14 protein-coding genes are annotated in these 14,715 nt (G+C 71.6%); 3 read left to right on the top strand and 11 right to left on the bottom strand.

From position 1 onward, the window contains the following. Together VGX25_RS31145 and VGX25_RS31140 are read right to left on the bottom strand one after the other, a co-directional pair. The coding region (locus VGX25_RS31145) for a translation initiation factor IF-2 N-terminal domain-containing protein (protein ID WP_326921527.1) at positions 1-703 on the bottom strand (703 nt) is incomplete at its 3' end. A 189-nt stretch (positions 704-892) separates the two neighbouring features. After that, complete coding sequence (locus tag VGX25_RS31140; RefSeq protein WP_326921526.1) at positions 893-1,630, bottom strand: TIGR03936 family radical SAM-associated protein; 738 nt, start codon at positions 1,628-1,630, stop codon at positions 893-895. Positions 1,631-1,852: 222 nt separating this feature from the next. On the opposite strand from VGX25_RS31140, the gene VGX25_RS31135 reads away from it, so the two are divergent. Beyond that, a complete protein-coding gene (locus tag VGX25_RS31135; RefSeq protein WP_326921525.1) occupies positions 1,853-3,265 on the top strand; it encodes a S8 family peptidase in 1,413 nt (470 codons plus the stop codon). 205 nt (positions 3,266-3,470) lie between these two features. Here the strand turns inward: VGX25_RS31135 and VGX25_RS31130 are convergent, their stop codons facing one another. From VGX25_RS31130 to ndk, 6 genes are all read right to left on the bottom strand, one after another. Then, positions 3,471-5,393, bottom strand: coding sequence for a TIGR03960 family B12-binding radical SAM protein (locus VGX25_RS31130; RefSeq protein ID WP_326921524.1), 1,923 nt, complete (start codon positions 5,391-5,393; stop codon positions 3,471-3,473). A gap of 18 nt (positions 5,394-5,411) precedes the next feature. Then, positions 5,412-5,825 (bottom strand): DoxX family protein, encoded by a 414-nt coding sequence (locus VGX25_RS31125; protein WP_326921523.1) that lies wholly within the window; start codon positions 5,823-5,825, stop codon positions 5,412-5,414. A 201-nt stretch (positions 5,826-6,026) separates the two neighbouring features. Continuing rightward, positions 6,027-6,857 (bottom strand): ABC transporter permease, encoded by an 831-nt coding sequence (locus VGX25_RS31120; RefSeq protein ID WP_326921522.1) that lies wholly within the window; start codon positions 6,855-6,857, stop codon positions 6,027-6,029. A gap of 3 nt (positions 6,858-6,860) precedes the next feature. Next, positions 6,861-7,652 carry an ABC transporter permease gene (locus VGX25_RS31115; RefSeq protein WP_326921521.1) on the bottom strand — a complete coding sequence of 264 codons (792 nt, stop codon included), beginning with the start codon at positions 7,650-7,652 and terminating at the stop codon, positions 6,861-6,863. Beyond that, entirely contained in the window at positions 7,652-8,584 is a 933-nt protein-coding gene (locus VGX25_RS31110; protein WP_326921520.1) for an ABC transporter ATP-binding protein, read from the bottom strand. The genes VGX25_RS31115 and VGX25_RS31110 overlap by 1 nt, the downstream gene beginning before the upstream one ends. Positions 8,585-8,643: 59 nt before the next feature. Next, a complete protein-coding gene (gene ndk / locus VGX25_RS31105; RefSeq protein ID WP_326921519.1) occupies positions 8,644-9,054 on the bottom strand; it encodes a nucleoside-diphosphate kinase in 411 nt (136 codons plus the stop codon). Positions 9,055-9,164: 110 nt separating this feature from the next. Here ndk and VGX25_RS31100 point away from each other — a divergent pair, with 110 nt between their 5' ends. Both VGX25_RS31100 and VGX25_RS31095 read left to right on the top strand, forming a co-directional pair. Then, on the top strand, positions 9,165-9,956 hold the full coding sequence (locus VGX25_RS31100; protein WP_326921518.1) for a hypothetical protein: 792 nt from the start codon (positions 9,165-9,167) through the stop codon (positions 9,954-9,956). Then, positions 9,956-10,306, top strand: a complete 351-nt coding sequence (locus VGX25_RS31095) for a GntR family transcriptional regulator (protein WP_326921517.1) — start codon at positions 9,956-9,958, stop codon at positions 10,304-10,306. The genes VGX25_RS31100 and VGX25_RS31095 overlap by 1 nt, the downstream gene beginning before the upstream one ends. Here VGX25_RS31095 and VGX25_RS31090 read toward each other — a convergent pair. Genes VGX25_RS31090 through VGX25_RS31080 form a run of 3 tightly spaced genes read right to left on the bottom strand, consistent with a single transcriptional unit; the run spans position 10,303 to position 14,688 of the window. Next, entirely contained in the window at positions 10,303-10,680 is a 378-nt protein-coding gene (locus VGX25_RS31090; RefSeq protein ID WP_326921516.1) for a DUF4233 domain-containing protein, read from the bottom strand. The two genes, VGX25_RS31095 and VGX25_RS31090, sit on opposite strands and share 4 nt — an antisense overlap. Beyond that, entirely contained in the window at positions 10,677-12,050 is a 1,374-nt protein-coding gene (folC, locus tag VGX25_RS31085; RefSeq protein WP_326921515.1) for a bifunctional tetrahydrofolate synthase/dihydrofolate synthase, read from the bottom strand. The genes VGX25_RS31090 and folC overlap by 4 nt, the downstream gene beginning before the upstream one ends. Then, positions 12,043-14,688: a valine--tRNA ligase gene (locus VGX25_RS31080; RefSeq protein ID WP_326921514.1), complete on the bottom strand. Its 2,646-nt coding sequence runs from the start codon at positions 14,686-14,688 to the stop codon at positions 12,043-12,045. The genes folC and VGX25_RS31080 overlap by 8 nt, the downstream gene beginning before the upstream one ends. Positions 14,689-14,715 lie beyond the last annotated feature (27 nt).

The raw sequence follows: 14,715 nt of genomic DNA, 5'->3' as shown, positions 1-14,715 counted from the left end.
GCCGCGGGCGCCGGCGGCGCTGGGTGGCGCCCTCCACGACGCCGCCGTCCGCGTCGGTCTCGGCCGCCTCGCTCTCCTCGGGGGCCGCCTTGGCCTTGGATTTCTTCTTCTGGCCGGCCGGCTTCTCGGCGGGCTCGGCGGCTTCCGCGGCGGGCTCCTCCTCGGCCTCGTCGACGGTGCTGTCGTCCTGGCCGCCCTTGCCACGGCCCCGGCCGCGGCGGCCACGCCGGCGGCGGCGCCGGCCGGTGCCGTCCTCGTCGGCGGCCTCATCCGGGCCCTCGGAGTCGTCGTCCTCCTCCTCCGGCTCCTCGACCTGGCGCGGCGGCGGCGCCTGGACCTGTGCCTTGCTCGGGTCCGGCGCCATGAACAGCGGGGACGCCGACGCGAACACGGGCGTGGGCGGCGGCGCCGTGCGGGCCGGCTCGGCGGGCGGCCGGGCGGCCTGCGGCGGCTCCTCCTCGGCCGGCGTCTCGAGCAGCACCTCGGCGATCTTGAGTGCGACGTCGCGGCTGATGCTGGACTGGGCGCTGCGCCCGTCCTCGCCGAGCTCGGTCAGCGCGTCGAGGACCTCGCGGCTGCTGCGGTCGAGCAGCTTGGCCAGGGCGTGCACCCGGATTCGCGCCGGGAGATCGGCCAGGCTCGGGTTGGTGGATGTGGTGGTGTTCCCGCCGGTTTGCCCGGCAGGTGTCGACGTATCCGACATGTAGCTCCTCCGCCCCCGGGCGCGTCCACCTCGCTACCAGCGTCGGTCGCGGCCACGCAGGGGCCTTTAGTTGTGTCGCTCCACCGCGCAAGGCAGTGGAGACGGTTGCCTGTTCCGCCGCCGGGCGGCGGGAATCCTCGCCTCTCGCCGTGGGGCCTCCGAACGCGTTCGGCGACCCGGCACGGCAGGTCAGTCCACGTCGCTATGAGGCGGCTCCCGCAGCGCCCATCCGGATGCCGCGGCCCGGTCGTGGGCCAACGGGTCGGACAGGCCTCCGCTGTCGTCAAGCCGCCCCTGCGCCATCCGAGTCGCCTTCGCGGGTGTCGGCGGTTCGAGGGCGGCGACGACGCGAAGCGCACTCATCACGTCGTCCGGCCGGACGGCAGGTGTCAGCTGCCGCACGACCACATCAAGTATCCCATACGGCTGATTGATGCCTGACACCTCCGCGGTCACCACCGCGGGTCGCACGTCGATCGTGCGCATTCCCTGCTTGGTCAGCCGCTCGACCAGCACCGAGTCGGCGGCCAGCAGCCGGTCGACGGCGGCTCGCAGCTCCCCGGCCGGCACGCCGGGCACCTCGATGCGCCAGCGGCTCGCCTCGATCCGCTCGGTCAGCGCGCCGCCGGTCGCGGTCACCGCCTCGAGCACGTCGAGCCCGGCCGGCATGACCGCGTCCAGCCGGGCGGCCAGGCCGGCCGGGTCGACCCGCTCGATGACCTGGATCTCCACGTACTCCGCCTCGCTGGCCACGCCGGTCGGCGAGGCACCGATCCAGGAGATCTTCGGGTGCGGGCTGAAGCCCAGCGAGTAGGCCATCGGCACCCCGGCCCGGCGCAGGGCCCGCTCGAAGGCCCTGGCCACGTCCCGGTGTGAGGTGAACCTCAGTGGCCCCCGTTTCGCATAGCGCAACCGCAGCTTCTGCACCGGCGCCGGTGACGGGTTCGGTTGGTCCTGACGACTCAGCGTGTTACTCCTTCCGGTGGGGAGTGCACTGCTCCCCTGGTGTTCACCGCGGTCGGCTGGCACCGTACCCCCAAACCCAGTTCGGCCCGGCGCGCTTGTCTGAACGCGGCGCGCTGGCTACCGTCCGGCCGTGGAGGCCGGTGCCCCCGAACCCGGTCGACCACACGTATGGAGGTCTGCCCCGTGCCTCTCCTCCGCCGTGCGCGGGCGGCGGCGGTCGGCGCCGCCGTTCTGGTTGCGGCGCTGTTGACCGGTGCGAACGTCGCCACCGCCAGGCCGGACGATGGCCCGCCGGCGCCGGAGTGCGCCGCCGACGTGGCCGCGCTGCGCTACGTCGTGCTGTTCAACCCCGGCACGACTCAGCCGGTAGCGGCCGAGGAGCTCACCGGCGCGTGCGGCGAGCTGGTCGTCTACTACCCGCAGATCGCCGTCGCGGTGGCCACCTCCACCTACGAGCGGTTCGCCGACCGGATCGGCCGCGACCGGGCGTTCAGCGCGCAGCAGGTGGTCCGGGCGCGCAAGTCGGACGAGACCGGGTCCGGCGCCGAGCTGGTCACCGCGAACGCCGCCCAGGTGCCCATCGCCGATCGCAGCGCCGAGCAGTGGGACATGTCGATGATCAACGCCGACGCGGCCCACAAGATCTCCCGGGGCAGCCGCGACGTCGTGGTGGGCGTCCTGGACTCCGGCGTCGACCCGAACCACCCGGACCTGCGCGGCGCCCTCGACCCCACCGTCTCGGCCGGCTGCCTGACCGGCAAGCCGGACCCGACCCCCGCGGCCTGGCGGCCCACCGCCTCCCCGCACGGCACGCACGTCGCCGGCACCATCGCCGCCGCCGACGACGGCCACGGGATCACCGGCGTCGCCCCCGGCGTCCGGATCGCCTCGGTGAAGGTCGTCGACGACAACGGCTTCATCCTCCCCGAGTACGCCATCTGCGGCCTCATGTGGGCGTCGGCGAACCGCATGACCGTCACCAACAACTCCTACTTCGTCGACCCGTGGCTGATGACCTGCAACCGGGACAGCGAGCGCGTGGTGCAGGAGGCCGTCCGCCGCGCCGTCGACCACAGCACCCGCCAGGGCGTGCTCACCGTGGCCGCCGCCACCAACGAAGGCGTCGACCTCAGCCGCCGCCCCAACAACGACTGCCGTGTGCTCCCCGCCGGCCTGCGCGGCGTGGTCGCGGTGTCCGCCGTCGGCCCGGACAAACTCAAAGCCAGCTACAGCTCCTACGGCCTCGGCGTCGTCGACGTCACCGCCCCGGGCGGCGAAGTGGCCACCGCCGGCCAGCGCGACGGCAACAAGTGCGTGCTGTCCACCGTCCCGGGTGGATACGAACGCTACTGCGGCACCTCCATGGCCGCCCCACACGCCACCGGCGTCGTCGCGCTCCTGGCATCCACCCACCCGAACGCCCCACCCCAACAACTGGCCCGAATGCTCACCACCCAGGCCGAGCCCATCCAGTGCCCCGCCGACTACGACCTGCACGGCACCGGCGCCCAGGACGCCTACTGCTCGGGTTACGCGCCCTACAACGGCTTCCACGGCCACGGCCTGGTCGACGCGCTGGCAGCGGTCGGGAAGTAACCGGCACCCGCCAACGCAGCCCAGCCATCCAACCAGACCATCGCGCCCCACCCGACCAACCGGCATCCGCCAACGCAGCCCAGCCACCCGGCCAAACCCCAGCGCCCCCACCCCGACCAACCGGCACCCGCCAAACCAACCCAGCCGTGCTGCCAACCCAATACGCCCCCACCCCCGGCCCCCAACCGGACCCCACCGGTCCCAGCTACACCGGAGTCAACGGCAGCAACTTCCGCCCCGTGGGACCGATCTGGATGTCCGTGCCCATCGCCGGGCAGACGCCGCAGTCGAAGCACGGCGTCCAGCGGCAGTCGTCCTGTTCCCTGGCGTTCAGCGCGTCCTGCCAGTCGTCCCAGAGCCAGGTCTTGTCCAGGCCCGAGTCGAGGTGGTCCCACGGGAGCACCTCGGCCTCGCCGCGCTCGCGGGTGGTGTACCAGTCGAGGCTCACGCCGAGCGGCTCGAGCTCGGCCGCGCAGGCGGCGACCCAGCGCTGGTAGGAGAAGTGCTCGCGCCAGCCGTCGAACCGGCCGCCGGCGCGCCAGACGTGCTCGATCACCTTGCCGACCCGGCGGTCGCCGCGGGACAGCAGGCCCTCGATGTGGCTGGGTTCCCCGTCGTGGTAACGCATTCCGATGTTGCGGCCGAGGCTGCGGTCGGAGTTGACCGCCTCACGCAGCTTGCGCAGCCGGCTGTCCACAGTGGATGGATCGCACTGGGCGGCCCACTGGAACGGGGTGTGCGGCTTGGGGATGAACCCGCCGATGGAGATCGTGCAGCGGATGTCCTTGCGGCCGCTTGCCGCGCGGCCGGCGCGGATCACCTCGTGCGCCATGGTGGCGATCTGCAGCACGTCGTCGTCGGTCTCGGTGGGCAGGCCGCACATGAAGTACAGCTTCACCTGGCGCCAGCCGCTGGCGTAGGCGGCGCTGACCGTCCGGATGAGGTCCTCTTCGGACACCATCTTGTTGATCACACGGCGGATCCGCTCGCTGCCGCCCTCCGGGGCGAAGGTCAGCCCGGAGCGCCGGCCGTTGCGGGACAGCTCGTTGGCCAGGTCGATGTTGAACGCGTCCACCCGCGTGCTCGGCAGCGACAGCCCGGTGTTGGTGCCCTCGTAGCGGTCGGCCAGCCCCTTGGTGATCTCGGCGATCTCCGAGTGGTCCGCGCTGGACAGCGACAGCAGCCCGACCTCCTCGAAGCCGCTCGCCTCAAGTCCTTTGTGGACCATCGCGCCGATGCCCTCGATGGACCGCTCCCGGACCGGGCGGGTGATCATGCCGGCCTGGCAGAACCGGCAACCCCTCGTGCAGCCGCGGAAGATCTCCACGCTCATCCGCTCGTGCACGGTCTCGGCCAGCGGCACGAGCGGCTGCTTCGGGTAGGGCCACTCGTCGAGGTCCATCGTGGTGCGCTTGGCCACCCTGGCCGGGATCCGCGGCCGGTTGGGGACGACGGCGGCCAGCTCGCCGTTGTCGAGGTAGCTGACGTCGTAGAACCGCGGCACGTAGACGCCGCCGGTCTCGGCCAGCCGGGTGAGCAGCTCGTCGCGCCCGCCGGGGCGGCCCTCCGCCTTCCACCGGCGCACCACGTCGGTGATCTCCAGGACGGCCTCCTCGCCGTCGCCGAGCACGGCGGCGTCGAGGAAGTCGGCGATCGGCTCGGGGTTGAACGCGGCGTGCCCACCGGCGATCACGATCGGGTGCTCGCCGGTGCGGTCGGCGGCGCGCAGCGGGATGCCGGCCAGATCCAGCGCGGTCAGCAGGTTGGTGTAGCCCAGCTCGGTGGCGAAGCTCACCCCGAACAGGTCGAACGCGCCGACCGGCCGGTGAGCGTCCACAGTGAACTGCGGAACGCCGTGCCGGCGCATCAGCACCTCGAGGTCGGGCCAGACCGAGTAGGTGCGCTCGGCGAGCACGTCCGGCTGCTCGTTGAGCACCTCGTACAGGATCATGATGCCCTGGTTGGGCAGCCCGACCTCGTAGGCGTCCGGGTACATCAACGCCCAGCGCACGGTGGTGGAGTCCCAGTCCTTGACGGTGGCGTTGAGCTCACCACCGATGTACTGGACCGGCTTGGTCACCCTGGGCAGCAGCGACTCAAGCCTCGGATAGACCGACTCCACGCTCACAGTCGTTCAGGGTAACCGCTACTTGAACAGGGGTCCGGTGATGGTCAGGCCGAGGTCGTCGCCGAGCTTGGCATACAGGGCGAACAGCAGCAGCGCGGCGCCGCCCAGCGCCAGGTCCTTCTGGAACTGGATCATCTCCATCTGCTTGGCCTGGGCGTCGGTCTCCTTCCAGAAGGCGTGCATGAGCACCGCGGTGGGAATCAGGAACACGACCAGCAGCAGGGCGCCGAGGTCGGACCAGACGCCGAGGAGGATCATCACCGCGCCGATGATCATCATGACGCCGGTGATCTGGGTGGCCAGCTTGGCGGCCGGCACCCCCTTGCTGGCGGCGTATCCGGACATTGCCTCCGTCTGGGTCAGGTGGGCGAACCCGGAGCCGAGGAACAGGACCACGAACAGGATGCGTCCAATGAGAGCGACGACGTCCACTACAACCTCCAGCTGAGGCGAGTTGGTCAGTCAACCGTTCAACTATCTCGACTCGAGATCGACTTCGCAATCGGTCAGCGTCGAATTCAATGTGCGGGCAGGGCTGGAAGCACTACTTGCCATTGCCGGCCGCCGGTTTGGCAGACACCGACCCCTCGGCGGGCCTTCGGCCCGGCCTCGGCGCCGGTAAGCCCGCACAAGTCAGCGAAGCAGCAGGACCCCTAGCCGCCGCGCCGCGATCACCCCGCCGACCGCGGCCATCGCCAGGAAATACGCCAGGTGCCCGAGGATCGACGGGTCGACGAGCCCGATGGCCAGCGCGCGCATGATCTCGATGCCGTGGTAGAGCGGGAAGCACTGGACGCCGACCTGGACCGGGCCGGGGTACACGCTCAGCGGGAAGAACGTCGTGGAGAACAGGAACATCGGCAGCAGCGCAAGCTGCACCAGGTCGAAGTCCTGCCAGGACCGCATGAACGTGGTGGCCGCCATACCCACCGCGGCGAAGCCGCACGCCATGACCAGCGCCGCCGGCACGATCAGCAGCGCCCACGGCGAGGCGATCAGGCCCATGCCGAGCAGCACCCCGAGGAAGCCGACCGTGTACAGGCCGCCGCGCAGCAGCGCCCAGGCGATCTCGCCGATCGCGATGTCCACCGGCCCCAGCGGGGTGGCCAGCATCGCGTCGTAGACCTTGGCGTACTTGAACTTGAAGAAGATGTTGAAGGTGGCGTCGTACACCGCGCCGTTCATCGCCGACGCGGCAAGCAGCGCGGGCGCGACGAAGGCCACGTAGCTCAGCGGCCGGCCGTCGGGTCCGGGCATCTCCGGCACCAGCACGCCGAACCCGATCCCGAGCGACAGCAGGTACAGCAGCGGCTCGAAGAAGCCGGACACGAACGACAGCCAGATCCGGCTGTTCACCAGCAGCGAGCGCTCGACGAGGACCCGCGCCCGGCCCGCGTACATGCCGGGCGGCAGGACGCGCAGGGCGATGCCCGCGCTCGCCGGCTGCTGAACCCGCTGTGCCATCGCCTACACCGCCAGCCTGCGCCGGAACGACCGGCGCCCGAGCAGCACCCCGACCGACAGCAACGCGACGAGGTAACCGGTGTGACCGAGTGCGGGCAGCGGGTCCAGCGAGCCGAACGCCACTCCGCGGGCCAGCTCGATGCCCTGCCACACCGGGGTCAGCCAGGCCAGCGGCTGCACCCAGTCCGGCAGCTGGCTCACCGGGAAGAACGCCCCGGTGAACAGCGTCATCGGCAGGATGACGAACCGGAACAGACCGGCGAACCCCTCGGCGCTGTCCTTGGTGGCGCTCCACGCCATCACCGGGGCGGAGAACGCCATGCCGGCCAGCACGGCGACCGGCACGGCCAGCACGCCACCCGGACCGGGCACCGCACCCAGCACCGCCGCCACCGCCAGGAAGATCGTCGTGCTGCCGAGCAGCCGCAGCGCGCCCCAGACCAGCTGGCCGCAGAGGATCTGCCCCGGGGTCACCGGAGTGGCGATCACCGCCCAGTAGTTCTGCTCCCACTTGAACGAGTTGAGGATCGAGTACGTGGACTCCCACGACGCGATCTGCACGGCGGTGACCACCAGCAGCGCCGGCACCAGGAAGACGACGTAGGCCAGGCCGCCGGTGGCCGCGCTCGGCCGCACCTGCGAGCCGAACCCGAACCCGAGCGCGACGAGGAACAGCACCGGCTGCAGGAAGCTGGAGATCACCGTGGCGCGCCAGTTCCTGGCGTACCAGATCCAGTGGTACTCCACCGCCCGCAATGTTCCGATGAGCGGGCCGACTCGCAGTTGGACGGTCATCACTCCACCAGCGTGCGGCCGGTCAGCCGCAGGAAGACGTCCTCGAGCGTGCTGCGCCGGACGAGGCTGGACATCGGGTTGACCCCTCGGGCGTGCGCGGCCGCGAGCGCCGACTCGCCGTCGGAGGTGTAGAGCAGCAGGCGGTCGGGCAGCGCCTCGACCCGCTCGGCGAGGCCGGCCACGAGGGGCTCGGCGGCCTCCTGCGCGCCGGCGGCGAACCGCAGCTCGAGCACCTCCTTCGTGGAGTAGCGGGCGATCAGCTCGGCCGGGCTGCCCTCGGCGGCGATCTTCCCGCCGTCCATCACCACCAGCCGGTCGCACAGCTGCTCGGCCTCGTCCATGTAGTGCGTGGTGACGATCAGCGTGACGCCGGTCTGCTTGAGCCGGAACAGCCTGTCCCACAACAGATGCCGGGCCTGCGGGTCGAGGCCGGTGGTGGGCTCGTCGAGCAGCAGCAGCTCCGGATCGTTGATCAACGACCGGGCGATCGTGAGGCGCCGCTTCATGCCGCCGGACAGCGGCTCGACCTCGTCGTCGGCGCGCTCGGCGAGCTGGACGAAGTCGAGCAGCTCGGCCGCCTTGGCCCGCACCTGGGCCTTGGACATGCCGAAGTAGCGGCCGTAGATGTGCAGGTTCTGCCGGACGGTCAGCTCCTGGTCGAGGTTGTCCAGCTGCGGCACGACCCCCAGCCGGGCCCGGATCCGTGGACCCTCGGTGTCCGGCTCCATGCCGAGCACGCGCAGCTCGCCGCCGGTGCGCGGGGACACGCAGCCGACCATGCGCATGGTGGACGACTTGCCGGCGCCGTTGGGCCCCAGGAAGCCGAACGCCTCACCGCGGCGGACCTCGACGTCGATCCCCCGCACGGCCTCGATCTTGCCGAACCGCTTGACGAGATCCTTCGCGTAGACCAGCGGACCGTTCCCACCCACGACCCTGCAGCCTAGGCAAGGGCTCCGACGGAGCCGAACGGTTTACGCCGCCGGTTGAGTCAGCCGAGTCCAGGGAACCACAGGTCGATCTCGCGCTTGGCCGACTCCGGCGAGTCCGAGCCGTGCACGATGTTGTTCTGCACCTCGAGGGCGAAGTCGCCGCGGATGCTGCCGGTGGTCGACTTGACCGGGTCGGTGGCGCCGGCGAGCTGGCGGAACGCGTCGATCGCCCGGGGCCCCTCGACCACGGCGGCCACCACCGGGCCGGAGGTGATGAACTCCAGGAGCGACGCGAAGAACGGCTTGCCCGCGTGCTCGGCGTAGTGCCGCTCGGCAAGGGTCTGGTCGACCGTGCGCAGCTCGAGCGCGGCCAGGGTGAGGCCCTTGCGCTCGATGCGCGAGATCACCTCGCCGATCAGGCCGCGGCTGACGCCGTCCGGCTTGACGAGGACCAGGGTGCGCTCGCTCACGATGTTCCTTCCTTCAGCGACACTGCCGGGGCAGCCTATCGACGGTTGACTTTGTAGCAACCATTGACGCACTATTACGGCACAGAGCTTGCGACAAAGGGGGCGAGGGCATGACGGCGAGCATCGGCGTCGCGCGGACCCGGGAATGGTTGGGCCGCAACCGGCTGGGCCACATCGAGCCATCCGCGCTGCTGGTCGAACGGCTGGCGGCGCGCCGGCGCGGCAACCGGATCAACGTCGGCACGGTCCTGGCGTTCTTCGTGATCCTGGGCGCCTGGAGCGTGACCACCGGGCGGAGTGGGTCGGCATTCGACCCGGACGAGACCGACGTCAGCGGCCTGGTGTTCTTCGTGCTCACCAACGTGGCCCTCATCCTCGCGCTGTGGGCCGGGCTGTGGTACGCGTACCGGGCGGAACGCCGGCTTCTCGCGGCCAGCCGGACCCGGACCGCGCACCCCGCCGCGGCGGGCGTGGCGCGGGTGCTCGGCCGGAGTCACCTCGCCGCGGTCCTCGTGGTCCACGGCGGCGGCCTGCTGCTCGGCGCGGCCACCGCGCTGCTGGCGCCCCGGCCGCCGGACCGGGCCTTGGCGCTGGCGTTTCTCGGCTCGGTCGCACTGCTGTCCGTGCTGAGCGGGCTCGCGGTGGCCGGCGTGCTGCGGCGCCCGTCGGTCGCCGAGGACTCCGACTCGCTGCTCGTCGACGACGTGTTGCGGACCCAGGACACCCGCGCCGCGGTCGCCCCCTTTCCGATCCTGGTCGCGCTGGTCGCCGGCGTCGGCAGCACCGTCGGCTCCTGGCTGATCTGGTCCTTCCTCGCCTATGCCGGGCTCGGCTGCGTGTGCTGGGCGTACGCCGAGCTCTCGGCCCGCCGCACCGCCCCCGTGCCGGCCGGGATCCGGTGATGATCACCATCGACACGGCGTCCGCCGTCCCGCCCTACGAGCAGGTGCGCGCGCAGCTGGCCGGGCAGATCAGCGACCGCACGCTGGCGGTGGGCACCCGGCTGCCCACGGTGCGCCGGCTGGCCGCCGACCTCGGGCTGGCGGTCAACACCGTGGCCCGCGCCTACCGCGAGCTCGAGGAGGCCGGGCTGGTCGAGACCCGCGGCCGGGCCGGCACGTTCGTCAGCGCGGCCGGGGAGCGCAGCCGGGCCGCCGCCGCCAAGGCGGCGCGGGAGTACGCGGCTATCGCCAGGTCGCTGGGTCTGGACCGGGCCGAGGCGCTGAGCATCGTCAGGGCGGCGATCGGCTAGTCCGATGTGGACTGTTGACCGGGCAGCCGGCCCTCGGCCATGCGCCTGGCCACGTCGTGCCGCAGCCACCACAGGCAGCCCCAGACCAGCCCGAAGATCACCCCGAGGACGCCGACCGCGGACACCGCGAACCACGACGCGATCATCACGACGTGCAGGCCAAGCGCGGCGGCGACCACCCACGGCCGGCCGGCGACGCCACACGCCAGGAACAGCACCAGCGCCAGCCCGCCGACCAGCACGCCCTGCCAGGTGGCAAGGCCGCCGCCCAGCTTGGCGACCACGGGCAGGGCCAGCAGCATCACGACGCCCTCGAGGATCAGCGTGGCGAGCACCACCCCGCGGAACGACCGCAGCGGATCGGGCGCGCTCATGCCGGCTGCCGGCCGAACAGCGTGCGCACCTCGCCGGCGGTGACCACCGAGCCGGTGGCGATCACGCCGACGCCGGACAGCGGCTCGCCCGGGTCCTCTGTGGACTCCGCAATTCGCACCGCGGTCTCGATCGCGTCGTCGAGCCGGGGCTCCACCACCGTCCTGTCCTCCCCGAAGATCTCCGCGGCCACCCGGCCGAGCTCGCCGGGATCCATGGCGCGGGGCGAGGAGTTGCGGGTCAGCACCACCTCGTTCACCACCGGCTCCAGCTCGCCGAGGATGCCGGCGGCGTCCTTGTCGCGCATCACCCCGACGACGGCCACCAGCCGGCGGAAGCCGAACTCCGAGTCCAGCGCCGCCGCCAGCGCGCGGGCGCCGTCCGGGTTGTGCGCGGCGTCGACGAACACGCTCGGTGCCGAGCGCACCCGCTCGAGGCGTCCGGGCACGGCCACCGCGCCGAAGCCCTCGCGCACCGCCGCGACGTCGAGCTGCCGCTGCGCCCCCGCGCCGAAGAACGCCTCGACCGCCGCAAGGGCCAGCGCCGCGTTGTTCGCCTGATGCTCCCCGTGCAGCGGAAGGAAGATCTCCTCGTACGCCCCGCCGAGGCCCTGCAGCTTCAGCAGCTGCCCGCCGATCGCCACGTCCCGGCGCAGCACCCCGAACTCCAGCCCGGCCCGAGCCACCGTGGCGTCCACCTCGACGCACCGCTCGAGCACCACCTTTCCGGCCTCCGCGCTCTGCTCGGCGAGCAGCGCGATCGACCCCGGCTTGATGATCCCGGCCTTCTCCCTGGCGATCCCGGCGAGGTCCGACCCCAGGTACTCCACGTGGTCGATGCCGATGGGCCCCACCACGGCGATCTTCGCGTCGGCGACGTTCGTGGCGTCCCAGCTCCCGCCGAGGCCCACCTCGAGGATTGCCGCGTCCACCGGCGCGTCGGCGAACGCCGCGAACGCCATGCCGGCCAGCACCTCGAACTTGCTCATCCGGATGTCGCCGCCGCTGTCCACCATGGACACGTAGGGCTCGATGTCCCGGTACACCTCGACGTAGCGCTCGGCGCTGACCGGCGCGCCGTCCAGCGCGATCCGCTCGGTCACCAGCTGCAGGTGCGGGCTGGTGAACCGCCCGGTGCGCAGCCCGAACCGGGTGAGCAGCGCGTCGATCATCCGGGAGGTCGAGGTCTTTCCGTTGGTGCCGGCCACCTGGATCACCGGGTAGGACCGGTGCGGGTTGCCGAGGAGGTCGACGAGCGCGGCGATCCGCGTCAGCGAGGGCTCGATCTTGGTCTCCGGCCAGCGGGTGTCGAGCTCGGCCTCGACCTGGCGCAGATCCGTCAGGTCCTCGGCGGCCCCGGAGTTGTCAGGCAATCCCGTCGCCTCGCAAGCTCCGCTCACCCGCGAGCGCCTCCATCCGGGCGCCGATCCGCTTGATGTCGGCGGCGGCCTGCTCGTGCCGGGCCTTGATCTTGGCGACCACCTCGGCCGGGGCGCGGTCGACGAACTGGGGGTTGCCCAGCTTGGCCTCGGTCTGGGCGAGCTCCTTCTCCGCGGCGGCGAGATCCTTGGCCAGGCGCTTGCGCTCGGCCTCGACGTCGACGGCGCCCGACAGGTCCAGCTCCACCGTGATCCCGCCGACCTCGAGCGTGGCGCTCGCGGTGAACGACTCGTCCGGCCGCTCCAGCCTGGCCAGCGACGCCACGGCGGCCGCATGCGCGGTCAGGTCCGCGGTGTCCATACCGGACAGCCGGGCCGGAACCCGCTGGCCGGGCTTGAGGCCCTGGTCGGAGCGGAACCGGCGGATCTCGGTGACCAGCCGCTGAACGGCGGCGATCCGGCCCGCGGCGGCGGTGTCCGGCTCGGTGCCCGACGCGGTGGGCCAGGCGGCGATCACCAGGGACTCGTTGCCGGTCAACGACTTCCACAGAACGTCGGTGACGAACGGGATCACCGGGTGGAGCAGGCGCAGCAGCGTGTCGAGGACGTGGCCCACGACGAGGCGGGTGCTGTCGGCGCGGGCGCCGCCCTCGGCGAGCTGCACCTTGGCCAGCTCGAGGTACCAGTCGCAGAACTCGTCCCAGGTGAAGTGGTAGAGCAGCTCGCAGAGCTTGGCGAACTGGTAGTCCTCGAACAGTTGGTCCACCTCGGACACCAGCGCGTCGACTCCGTCGAGGATCCACCGGTCGGCGTCGGTCAGCCGGTCCCGCGCGGGCAGCGGCTGGGCGACGGTCGCGCCGTTCATCAGCGCGAAGCGGCTGGCGTTCCACAGCTTGTTGCAGAAGTTGCGGGAGCCGGCGGCCCACTCGTCGGCAAGGGCCATGTCGCCGCCCGGGTTCGCGCCCCGCGCCAGGGTGAACCGGGTGGCGTCGGCGCCGTAGCGGTCCAGCCAGTCCAGCGGGTCGATCGCGTTGCCGCGCGACTTGGACATCTTCTTGCCGTGCGCGTCGCGGATCAGCCCGTGCAGGTAGACATGGTGGAACGGCTGGACGTCGTCCATCGCGTAGAGCGCGAACATCATCATCCGGACGACCCAGAAGAACAGGATGTCGTAGCCGGTGACCAGCACCGTGTTGGGGTAGAAGCGATCCAGGTCGGCGGTCCGGCTCGGCCAGCCCAGCGTGGAGAACGGCCACAGCGCAGAGGAGAACCAGGTGTCCAGCACATCCGGGTCCTGCTCCCAGCCGTCCCCCTCGGGCGGCTGCTCGTCCGGCCCGACGCAGACCACCTTCTCGTTCGGGCCGTACCAGACCGGAATGCGGTGCCCCCACCACAGCTGGCGCGAGATGCACCAGTCGTGCATGTTGTCCACCCAGTCGAAGTAGCGCTGGGCGAGCGCGGCCGGATGGATGGTCGTGCGGCCGTCGCGCACGGCGTCGCCGGCCGCCTTCGCCAGCGGGGCCACCTTGACGAACCACTGCAGGGACAGGCGCGGCTCCACGACCGTGTCACAGCGCGAGCAGTGCCCGACGGCGTGCACGTACGGCCGCTTCTCGGCGACGATCCGGCCCTGCTCGCGCAGCGCGGCCACCACGGCGGGCCGGGCCTCGAACCGGTCGAGGCCCTCGAACGGGCCGTGCGCGGTGATCACGCCGCGCTCGTCCATGATCGTGAGCGCGGGCAGGTCGTGCCGGCGGCCGATCTCGAAGTCGTTGGGGTCGTGGGCCGGGGTGACCTTCACCGCGCCGGTGCCGAACTCCGGGTCGACGTGGTCGTCGGCGATGATCGGCACGACCCGGCCGGTCAGCGGCAGCGCGACCTCGGTGCCGATCAGGTGCCGGTACCGGTCGTCGTCGGGATGCACGGCCACCGCGGTGTCGCCGAGCATCGTCTCGGCCCGGGTGGTGGCCACGACGATGGCGCCGTCCCCGTCGCCGTACCGCACCGAGATCAGCTCACCCTCGTCGTCTGAGTGCTCGACCTCGATGTCCGACAGCGCCGTGTGGCAGCGCGGGCACCAGTTGATGATCCGCTCGGCCCGGTAGATCAGCCCGTCCTCGTACAGCCGCTTGAAGATGGTCTGGACCGCCCGGGACAGCCCGGCGTCCATCGTGAACCGCTCGCGGGACCAGTCCACGCCGTCGCCGAGGCGGCGCATCTGGTTGAGGATCATGCCGCCGGACTCGGCCTTCCACCGCCACACCCGCTCGACGAAGGCCTCCCGGCCGAGATCGTGCCGGGACCGCCCCTCGCCGGCAAGCTCCCGCTCGACCACGTTCTGGGTGGCGATGCCGGCATGATCCATGCCGGGCAGCCACAGCACCTCGTACCCCTGCATCCGGCGCCGCCTGGTCAGCGCGTCCATCAGCGAGTGCTCGAGCGCGTGCCCCATGTGCAGGCTGCCGGTCACGTTCGGCGGCGGGATCACGATGCAGAACGCCGGCTTCGCACTGGCCGCGTCCGCGGTGAAGTAACCGGCGTCCACCCAGCGCTGGTACAACTCCGCCTCGACCGCGGCCGGTTGCCACGCCGGAGGAAGATCGTTGGTCGCACGCGAAGGGTTGTCGGTCACACCCCGAAGTCTACGAACCGCCCGCGA

The sequence above is a fragment of the Actinophytocola sp. genome (assembly GCF_035942955.1).
GTDB lineage: Bacteria > Actinomycetota > Actinomycetes > Mycobacteriales > Pseudonocardiaceae > DASYTH01.
Note: the sequence above shows the minus strand (reverse complement) of the source record. Positions and strands in the feature narration are given on the sequence as shown.

Excerpts from the sequence above, each read along its gene's own strand:
- VGX25_RS31120 (WP_326921522.1), bottom strand. The coding sequence starts at position 6,857 with ATGGCACAGCGGGTTCAGCAGCCGGCGAGCGCGGGCATCGCCCTGCGC.
- VGX25_RS31115 (WP_326921521.1), bottom strand. The coding sequence starts at position 7,652 with ATGACCGTCCAACTGCGAGTCGGCCCGCTCATCGGAACATTGCGGGCG.
- VGX25_RS31095 (WP_326921517.1), top strand. The coding sequence starts at position 9,956 with ATGATCACCATCGACACGGCGTCCGCCGTCCCGCCCTACGAGCAGGTG.
- VGX25_RS31100 (WP_326921518.1), top strand. The coding sequence starts at position 9,165 with ATGACGGCGAGCATCGGCGTCGCGCGGACCCGGGAATGGTTGGGCCGC.
- VGX25_RS31090 (WP_326921516.1), bottom strand. The coding sequence starts at position 10,680 with ATGAGCGCGCCCGATCCGCTGCGGTCGTTCCGCGGGGTGGTGCTCGCC.